12 protein-coding genes, 1 tRNA gene and 1 other RNA gene are annotated in these 8,523 nt (G+C 45.3%); all 14 read right to left on the bottom strand.

The window, feature by feature from the left end; translation table 11 throughout:
* Window positions 1–1,127: EAL and HDOD domain-containing protein (locus B3O33_RS10035; protein WP_292363527.1), on the bottom strand; the 1,127-nt coding region annotated here is incomplete at its 3' end.
* A 29-nt stretch (window positions 1,128–1,156) separates the two neighbouring features.
* The gene (recR, locus tag B3O33_RS10040; RefSeq protein ID WP_292361622.1) at window positions 1,157–1,756 is read right to left on the bottom strand and encodes a recombination mediator RecR; all 600 of its coding nucleotides are present in this window, start codon (window positions 1,754–1,756) and stop codon (window positions 1,157–1,159) included.
* 12 nt (window positions 1,757–1,768) lie between these two features.
* Window positions 1,769–2,077, bottom strand: coding sequence for a YbaB/EbfC family nucleoid-associated protein (locus B3O33_RS10045; RefSeq protein ID WP_292361623.1), 309 nt, complete (start codon window positions 2,075–2,077; stop codon window positions 1,769–1,771).
* A gap of 16 nt (window positions 2,078–2,093) precedes the next feature.
* Window positions 2,094–2,516: a DNA polymerase III subunit gamma/tau C-terminal domain-containing protein gene (locus tag B3O33_RS10050; protein ID WP_292363528.1), complete on the bottom strand. Its 423-nt coding sequence runs from the start codon at window positions 2,514–2,516 to the stop codon at window positions 2,094–2,096.
* 102 nt (window positions 2,517–2,618) lie between these two features.
* Window positions 2,619–3,878 (bottom strand): DNA polymerase III subunit gamma/tau, encoded by a 1,260-nt coding sequence (gene dnaX / locus B3O33_RS10055; protein WP_292363529.1) that lies wholly within the window; start codon window positions 3,876–3,878, stop codon window positions 2,619–2,621.
* Window positions 3,879–3,919: 41 nt separating this feature from the next.
* An RNA gene (gene ffs, locus B3O33_RS10060) (signal recognition particle sRNA small type) lies at window positions 3,920–4,016 on the bottom strand.
* A gap of 285 nt (window positions 4,017–4,301) precedes the next feature.
* Window positions 4,302–4,392, bottom strand: a tRNA-Ser gene (locus B3O33_RS10065).
* 22 nt (window positions 4,393–4,414) lie between these two features.
* Window positions 4,415–5,260: a type III pantothenate kinase gene (locus B3O33_RS10070; protein WP_292363530.1), complete on the bottom strand. Its 846-nt coding sequence runs from the start codon at window positions 5,258–5,260 to the stop codon at window positions 4,415–4,417.
* Window positions 5,257–6,060: a biotin--[acetyl-CoA-carboxylase] ligase gene (locus tag B3O33_RS10075; protein ID WP_292361626.1), complete on the bottom strand. Its 804-nt coding sequence runs from the start codon at window positions 6,058–6,060 to the stop codon at window positions 5,257–5,259. Before B3O33_RS10075 ends, B3O33_RS10070 begins: the two co-directional genes overlap by 4 nt.
* A 90-nt stretch (window positions 6,061–6,150) precedes the next feature.
* On the bottom strand, window positions 6,151–6,375 hold the full coding sequence (locus B3O33_RS10080) for a hypothetical protein (protein WP_292361627.1): 225 nt from the start codon (window positions 6,373–6,375) through the stop codon (window positions 6,151–6,153).
* A gap of 47 nt (window positions 6,376–6,422) precedes the next feature.
* Window positions 6,423–6,788, bottom strand: coding sequence for a DUF2069 domain-containing protein (locus tag B3O33_RS10085; RefSeq protein WP_292361628.1), 366 nt, complete (start codon window positions 6,786–6,788; stop codon window positions 6,423–6,425).
* A complete protein-coding gene (gene wrbA, locus B3O33_RS10090; RefSeq protein WP_292361629.1) occupies window positions 6,785–7,378 on the bottom strand; it encodes an NAD(P)H:quinone oxidoreductase in 594 nt (197 codons plus the stop codon). Before wrbA ends, B3O33_RS10085 begins: the two co-directional genes overlap by 4 nt.
* 9 nt (window positions 7,379–7,387) lie before the next feature.
* On the bottom strand, window positions 7,388–7,738 hold the full coding sequence (gene arsC / locus B3O33_RS10095) for an arsenate reductase (glutaredoxin) (protein WP_292361630.1): 351 nt from the start codon (window positions 7,736–7,738) through the stop codon (window positions 7,388–7,390).
* Window positions 7,735–8,523, bottom strand: a 789-nt coding sequence (locus B3O33_RS10100) for a lipopolysaccharide assembly protein LapB (RefSeq protein ID WP_292363531.1), incomplete at its 5' end; no start/stop codon positions are given. The genes B3O33_RS10100 and arsC, both read right to left, overlap by 4 nt.

An 8,523-nucleotide genomic window follows, 5' to 3' on the forward strand; every position in this document is an offset into this window, starting at 1 on the left:
TAGGCTGCCAGGAGTGCTTCGGCACTCACTACGGAATAATCAATTGCAGACCAGTTGCCCCGCTCATAATTCAATACCTGGTTAAGTGCGGTACCGGCAACGCCTTCTTTAAGTAAAAGGGCGGAGTGCAGTTCTTCGCTTAACGGCAGGTCTTGTAATAGTACTTCAAGCGGTTTATCCATTAAGGCATCAAGCGTGGAAAACAAGCCAGCAGCAAAAAAGACATCGGAATGGCCTTTATAGTATTTCGCCAGCAATTCGCACATTCTGCCTCGAATCATCGCGGTGGTGCGAAGCTCACTGGGTTTATTATCAAGGCCAGACAGGCATAACAGGCTGGCCCAGGTTTTAATTTTATTTTGTCCCAGCATCACAACAGCCTGGCGGGTACTGCCGACTTCGCGGGGTAGACCAAAAAATGCTGAGTTAATCAAACGAAGTAACTTATAACTTAACGCCACGTCCTGATTAATAATTTCAGCCAGTTCATCAACTTCTACCTCTGGATCCTGCAGCTTGACTAAAAGTTCCATCAGCGTTTGCGCCGCAGGGTCAACATTCTTATCGTGGGAAGTATCCGGTAAGGTGTAGAAAAAACCCTGAAGTAAGTCTATATCGTGAAGCTGGCACAAACTGAACTGCTTGAGTACGTTGACGTTCAAGGCACATAGCACTTCATGTTGTTGGCGCCACTGGGGTAAGTTTGCGGTTATCTCATCTGCAGAGAATGTATCCAGGTCGATCAATAAAGTTTGGGTCTGGCCTACATTATTTCTGGCATCAGTAGCATAACTTACATGCGTACTGGCCGGTTTGGATAACGATTTTTCATTTGCTTCAATAATTAAATCTATACCTGGCATGGCGTAATCAAAAAGCGCTTGTTGCCATGAGGCGGGAATCGTCAATAAGGTTTTTTGATTGTGGTTTATTGCCTGCAGAATATCAGATAGCTGCGACAAAAAATCGGGAACCGGTGAGTCTTCATTTAGCGGGTTACCATTGATGTCAAGAAATGTCAGGTGATAGCTGTCAACATCAAGCTTTTTGGATAGAAATAATGGCTGGCGGTGAATGAGACCGTTAAAGCTTTTCAGTGAGTCATATGCCGTATAGATATCCGTCATGTAAAGCCGCTCTTAATGTTTACGTTCGGTTAATAAGATTCTCGTCCAGAAAATGCATGAGAAAGTGTACCACTGTCAACATATTCAAGTTCACCCCCCAATGGAATACCATGCGCCAAACGTGTTACATGTATTTCTCTTGCCCGTGCCAGTTCACTGATGTAATGCGCCGTGGCCTGTCCTTCAACAGTCGGATTGGTTGCCAGAATAACTTCAGAAACAGTCTTCTGATCAAACCGTTCGATAAGATCAGGAATCCCCAGTGCTTCAGGTCCAATACCATCTAACGGAGATAAATGGCCGGTAAGCACAAAATATTGACCTCGATAATGGGTAGCCTGTTCAATTGCAATCACATCGCTGGGCATCTCGACAATACACAGTTGATCGTCACGACGAGAAGAGTCACTGCAACGACTGCAAATATCTTCTTCACTTAAAATCCGGCATCGACGGCAATGTTTTACATTGGCGAGTGCCTTACTTAACATTTCAGCCAGATGTTCACCACCGCTACGATCGCGCTCCAGCAGATGAAATGTCATACGCTGGGCTGATTTAGGCCCGACACCGGGTAAACAGCGTAAAGCCTGAATCAGTTGATCAATGCTGGGTCCAAGAGTCGCCATAATTGCCTGAGATTAGAAAGGCATCTTCATACCAGGAGGCATCATACCGGCCATGCGTTCCTGAGTGGTTTTTTCGACCTGTCTGACGGCATCATTGACTGCCGCAGCGATCAAATCTTCCAGCATGTCCTTGTCATCCTGAAACAGACTATCCTCAATACTTACCCGTTTTACATCGTGTTTCCCGGTCATGGTAATTTGTACCATGCCACCACCCGCCTGGCCGGTCACTTCAACATTGGCCAGTTCTTCCTGGGCTTTTTGCATATTGGCCTGCATTTGCTGGGCCTGCTTCATCAGATTGCCTAATCCACCTTTCATAGGAGATCCTCACTAGTTATAAGGGTTTAATTGTAGTATCGATTATACGGGCATTAAATGCATTTTTGATCTGTTCCACAACAGGATCATTGTGGATGGCATCAACCGCATTTTGCTGAAGCTCAGCGGCTTGTTGCGCGCGCTCAGCAGCCAATGTAGATATATTTTCTGTATTTGTTGCTTCAGTGAACACTAATATGACTTCAAACTGCAGTTGTTTACTGACAGCTGTTTGTAGTTTTGTAACCGATTTATCATTAGCCAGATGCTGTAGTTCAGGCGCGACGGAGAGATAGATTTTATTGTTATCCGTGCGGATAAATGCACAATGATCGGCAAGTTGTCTGGCAAAAGCCGACAACTTTAATTGCGCAATCAATGCCGTCCAATTTGCAGTGGTTAAACTGGCAAGTTGCTCTACTTCTTCAGAAATGGGCAAATCCGAAGTTACCGCTGATTCTGTTTTTGTTTCAACCGCTGCAACCGAAGCCGTTTTATGATCAATTGTTGGTTCTTCTATCTTAACGGCGACTGTATCAGTTTACTGCGCAACCGTTTGTCCCGTGGCTGCCACAGAATATGGAGTTGTGGTATTCGCATCCGGGGAATAATTTGCTTCAGGTTCAATTGATGGACTCAGCGGTGCCGGAGCAGGCACCGGTTTCGCATTAGTTTGCGGCTTTTTTGCGGGGGACTGTCCTGCACTATTATTGACTGTTTGAGGCTGAAAACTCAGCATCCGTAACAAGGTCATTTCAAAACCACTGCGTGGATCCGCTGCATATGGCATATCACGCTTGCCATGCAGGGCAATCTGATAAAGCAGTTGAACCGTTTCTACGCTGAAAACATCTGAGAAATTTTTAAGTGCCGCATCATCTTGCTGGTCGAGCGTTTCTGTGTCGGCAATCAATTGAATTGTGGCAATACGTTGCAGGCTGGTCATCAAACCATCCAGCACCACGACAAAATCACGCCCTAAAGAGGCCAACTCATCGGTATGCGCCAGCAGGGCTTTAGCATCTTTTGTAGCAAACGCTTGGAGAAGTTGAATTAACTGCTGCTGTGACACACTGCCCAGCATCTGGCTGACAATTTCCGCGGTGACTTTTCCACCGGCAAAGGCAATTGCCTGATCCAGTAAACTCAGCGCATCCCGCATGCTGCCATCGGCGGCAAACGCAATTTGATTTAAAGCTTCGGCCTCAAAATCAATGTTTTCCTGCTGCAGGATAAACGCGAGATGATCTTCGATTTGTCTGATATCCAGCCGACGCAGATTAAATTGCAGACAGCGCGATAAAATAGTGACTGGCAATTTTTGTGGATCAGTTGTCGCAAAGAGGAATTTGACGTGGGGAGGGGGCTCTTCCAGCGTTTTTAATAATGCATTAAAACTGCTGGTAGACAGCATATGCACTTCGTCAATCAGATAGACTTTATAACGTCCACGACTCGGTGCGTATTGAACATTATCCAGCAGTTCGCGGGTATCATCGACTTTGGTACGTGACGCCGCATCCACCTCAATCAGATCAACAAACCGACCATTGTCGACTTCAACACAGCTGTTACATACACCACAAGGGGTAGAGCTGATGCCTTGTTCACAGTTGAGAGATTTGGCAAAGATCCTTGCCAATGTGGTTTTGCCCACGCCACGGGTGCCGGCAAACAGAAAAGCATGATGCAGGCGATCTTGATCAAGACCGTTGATCAGCGCGCGTAAAACATGCTGCTGGCCGACAACTTCGGCAAATTTTTTGGGGCGCCACTTGCGGGCCAGTACCAGATAACTCATGCAGCTTGTCAGATACCCAATGTGGTCATAAGGGTGGTGACCCAAACCAGCCCAATCTCGGCGCCCGAGTCCGATGGCTGCGCTGCTCCCTTCCGGGCCTGACGTGGTAACCAACATATCGTCGCGAGGAGACCGGCTGGGCCACCATAGAGTTAGCTATTCTATGCTTTTTTTGATTTCAGTGCCATGCATAGAAGTAATAAAAACAAAGAAATTTGTTATTGACGGAGTAATGAAGATTTTCTTGTTAGAAGTTGCAAAGGGCATTCGCATAACGCAGTGACCGATACTGACACTATTTAGAATTGTTGCATTTTCTCAGTTAGGTGTAACAAACCAAAAAGCTTGCGGTAAATATGAAAGAGGCATGCGTAAGAAAAAAATCAGAGAGATAAATCGAGGACGCTATGATCGGAATTAAATTGGCGGAGAACGAGGGATTCGAACCCTCGATAGGCTATTAACCTATACACACTTTCCAGGCGTGCGCCTTCAACCACTCGGCCAGTTCTCCTATAAGGGGGCAAAAGCTTATCTCAGTTCGTGTTTTCTGGCAATGCCGTTGAGTCTTCAACATGGTTTTCATCTGCCGATGATTTTGTTTCTGATTGTTTTGAGGGTTTGTTTTGATTGCGTTGATTGGTTTGTCTTGCGTATTGAGCCAGGCCTTTCAGTACCAGATCAGGTTCATGAATAAGGAGTTGTGGCAATAACCGGATTAATTCGTCAGCATCACCACCGGTGATTAAAAACCGAATTTCGTTTTTGAAATTCTGTTGCAGATCGTTGATAAGGTTTTCCAGGGTAGCGGTCACCATATACAACGTACCGGCTTGAAAAGCGCTGTGCGTATTGGTTGCCAATAATTTAAATTCACTTTCCTGTGTGGCGTTATTCAGTGCATCTGTATTATCGGTCAACATTTGTTTCATCAGTGATAACCCCGGAAGAATCAAACCGCCCTGATGCTGACCTTTTTCAGTGACTATGTCGACCGTAATTGCCGTACCACAATCAATAATACAAGTGACTTCTTTGGCGTGCTGACGGCCAGCGATAATAGCTAACCAGCGATCTATACCAAGCGTTTCAGCCTGGTCATAAGCATTGGTGACACCAAAACGTCTTTTCTCACTTCGAATAAATACCGGAGTGAGCTGCCATTGTTTTTCAACCCATTCGCTGAGTTGAGCGGCCATTTTCTCACCTGCTACATTACTGACAAAAATTGCTGTAATGCCATCAAGTGATTTCCAGGCTTTATTCAGGGCTGCTTTGATGCCGGTCTTTGGTCTGGCAAAGCTTTCTGAGTCAGCCAAAACCTTGGATTTTATCGTTGTCCACTTGACCTGACTGTTACCGATATCGACTAATAGGATCATGAAGCAAACCTGATGCTGAGGTGGCTGTTGGACAAGTAGGCTACTTGCTGGTCTCGCATATATCGTAATTCACCTTGTTCGTTGATACCACAGGCAAGTGCGGTAAATTGACCGTTTTCACTGATGATATTGATGGCTTGATTATGTAAAGCATCATATTGTGGCCATAAAGGCAAAAAGTCGTTAAGACCACGATGAGAAAACAGTTCTAGAGTTTCAATCATATTTTGAATTATTTTAGCTGCCAGCCGATTGCGACAGGGGAGCGGGTTACAAAGTTGCTCCAGGCTGATAATGGGCTGAGGGATGGCAGTCTGTATATTGTCCGGTAGTGAGAGGTTCAAGCCGATACCGACGGTAACGTAGTTTTGGCTTCCGTAACGTGATTCTACAAGAATTCCTGCAAGTTTACGTCGCTTATGTAGCACATCATTGGGCCACTTAAGTTGCAGGTCGTCAATTCCATATTCTCTGAGCGTGTTTATCAGGGCAATACCAATAGCAATGCTCAAACCATTTCGAACTGACTCGCTTGTCAGCTGACGCATTATTGAAAGGTAAATATTGCCACTGGCAGGGGAAACCCATTCGGTACCACGTCGTCCACGCCCGGCGGTTTGCATTTCAGCAAGACACACTGATGTACCGGTTTTTCCGTTTTGTGCTTTTTGCCAGAGAATATCATTGGTTGATGTGACTTCAGAAAACACCTGAAGGCTATCAAGCTGATGGAGTATTTCAGGGGGTAGCGTTTCGCGGATAATTTTTGCGTTGAGCGCAACGTATGGAGGTAAACTCAAAATAAGGCTTCATAGTCAGTAACGACTATAGTGTATCGTCAAATGTAATTTTTTTGCCAGTGTTATGAGATATTGAGATTAAAAAGCCGTTTAAACTTTGATATCGAGCAATGAACCCAGTGTATCTGAACTGATTTGTAAGGCTTTGGCGGAAGCCTGAACCTGAAGTTTATCGCTGTTCATATTCACCATCGGTGTCACCATATCACCACCTTTGGTCGATTCACTGGCCACAGCAAAGGCGTTTTTGTTCAGGCTTTGCATACCACTCTGGATACCTTGGTAAGCTGATTGGATGGCTGGAATAGTGCTCATAATGGATTCCGGAAAAATAGTAGTTGTATTTCAACACTGTTCACAGCTTAAGTCTGTGAGTTTCTTCGCAATTTTGCTAAGGCACGAATATAAAGATTCGCTGCAATAAAGAAAACGCTGCTGAATATGACCTCAAATAAAGGATACCAGATAATGGCATCGCGACTGTAGAGTTCGCCAATACCATGAGCAATGTAAAATAACATCAAAAAGCTGGCCCAGGCATGGGTATAGCTTTTGCCATATAAGATCCCACGCATTGGAAACAGCAAGGGCATTACACCAATAATCAACCATGCTGCTACCGGAAAGTTTTCACTGTGTTCTGCGATCAAAATCCATATCAGCAAGCTTATCATCAGTCCAAAAAAACTGATTAAAGAAATCATTCTAAGGGATTGCACTAACTTCATCTGATCAGCCTTACAGCAAGGTCAGCTACCCGTAGCCCCAGCGCCTGACAGAGAACAATCTCTTCCTGGCTCATAGCGTGTTTATTATCCGGGCCTGCGAAATGGCTGGCACCATAGGGGGTGCCACCTGTCTGTGTTGTCATCAATGCGGCTTCTGAATAGGGCAAGCCACTGATTACCATGCCATGATGTAATAGCGGTAACATCATCGATAACAAGGTGGTTTCCTGCCCACCGTGCAGACTTCCGGTCGAGGTAAAGACTGCGGCAGGTTTACCGCTCAATGTCCCGGATAGCCAGTGATCACTGGTGCCATCAATAAAATATTTAAGGGCAGCTGACATATTGCCAAAGCGGGTAGGACTACCGATAATCAACCCTGCACATTCCTGTAAATCCGTTGCCGTGGCATAAAGATGGCCCCCAGGTGGGATTTCTTCTTCAGTTGCTTCACAGACGGTTGAAACCTTGGGAACAGTTCTGAGCCTCGCAGTACATTCCGGATGTTTTTCTACGCCCCGTGCAATGTGTTCTGCCATGGATTTAACATGGCCTGACTGGCTGTAATAGAGGATCAAAATTTCATGCATGCTGGGTTCTCAAAGAATATTCAACACCGCTTCGGGTGGTCTGCCAATAATGGCCTGATTGTTTTTAATGACGATAGGGCGTTCGATAAGTTTCGGGTTGGCACACATCGCTGTGATCAGATCCTCATCAGATAAATCCGCATTATCCAATTGTAATTCCTTGTATAGCGATTCTTTAGAACGTAACAACTGTCTGGGACGAAGCTTCAGTTGTCGTAGAATAGCCGTCAATTCATCCACTGAAGGTGGCGATTTCAGATATTCGACAATTTCAATATCTTGCTGCTGACTTTCAAGTAACGCCAGGGTTTCGCGTGATTTGCTACAGCGAGGGTTGTGATAAATACGTGTCTTGTTCATGAAGGTGAATCCAGTAATTTTTCCAAAGCAGTGAGATGAATTTCAGTTGGACGGACTGTTCCCCAGCTGGCACATCCGGGACATAGCCAATGCATGGTTTTTCCTGAGAAGCCACAGTTTTTACAGGTATAACGATCACCTTTTTCCACCATGGTTCTGGTAATACGTTCAATCAAAGGTATCAGTGCAATCTGGTTGCTTTCGCCAAGTTTAATCAATGTATGTAATCCTTCAACAGAAGGATGATGATGCAACTGTTCAAAGAGTATTTGTTGAGCGGCTTGAGTGTTTTCAAGCTGTGCGACAATATGCGTCAACATAATACGGGCGGAAGTCATATTCGGATGGCGGGTAATCAGTTGCGATAGCTGTTCACGAAACGCTGGTAAATCTCCCATTTGCTGATAGGCTTCGTGCCAATATGATAATGCTTCTGAGAGAAATTTAGGGTTTTGCTGTTCAATATTCTGCAGTGCATCCAGCGCTTTGCGCGGCTGTTTTAATGCCAGATAAAGTTTGGCTTCCAGGAGACTTGCTCTGACGCAATTGGCATCATGAAACAGGGCCTGTTTCAGCATAGTAAAGGCTTCATGTCGATCCTGATCGGCATGTTGTTCAGCTAATTCACAGTAAAACTGGGCAATCAAGGGCCTGACCTGGCCGGTTTTACTCGCATCAATCTGTTTGCCCATTTCGATCGCCTGAGACCATTTTTTTTCCTGCTGATATATGCGCATTAATTGTTTTGCGGCTTCCGGGTGGGGGTGGGGTTGTTGCAGTAACTC

Source organism: Methylophaga sp. UBA1464 (assembly GCF_002325665.1).
Classification (GTDB): domain Bacteria; phylum Pseudomonadota; class Gammaproteobacteria; order Nitrosococcales; family Methylophagaceae; genus Methylophaga.

Bases quoted from the DNA above. Each gene is read 5' to 3' on its own strand.
- recR (WP_292361622.1), bottom strand. From the start codon at position 1,756: ATGGCGACTCTTGGACCCAGCATTGATCAACTGATTCAGGCTTTACGC.
- B3O33_RS10045 (WP_292361623.1), bottom strand. From the start codon at position 2,077: ATGAAAGGTGGATTAGGCAATCTGATGAAGCAGGCCCAGCAAATGCAG.
- dnaX (WP_292363529.1), bottom strand. From the start codon at position 3,878: ATGAGTTATCTGGTACTGGCCCGCAAGTGGCGCCCCAAAAAATTTGCC.
- B3O33_RS10070 (WP_292363530.1), bottom strand. From the start codon at position 5,260: ATGATCCTATTAGTCGATATCGGTAACAGTCAGGTCAAGTGGACAACG.
- B3O33_RS10080 (WP_292361627.1), bottom strand. From the start codon at position 6,375: ATGAGCACTATTCCAGCCATCCAATCAGCTTACCAAGGTATCCAGAGT.
- B3O33_RS10085 (WP_292361628.1), bottom strand. From the start codon at position 6,788: ATGAAGTTAGTGCAATCCCTTAGAATGATTTCTTTAATCAGTTTTTTT.
- wrbA (WP_292361629.1), bottom strand. From the start codon at position 7,378: ATGCATGAAATTTTGATCCTCTATTACAGCCAGTCAGGCCATGTTAAA.
- arsC (WP_292361630.1), bottom strand. From the start codon at position 7,738: ATGAACAAGACACGTATTTATCACAACCCTCGCTGTAGCAAATCACGC.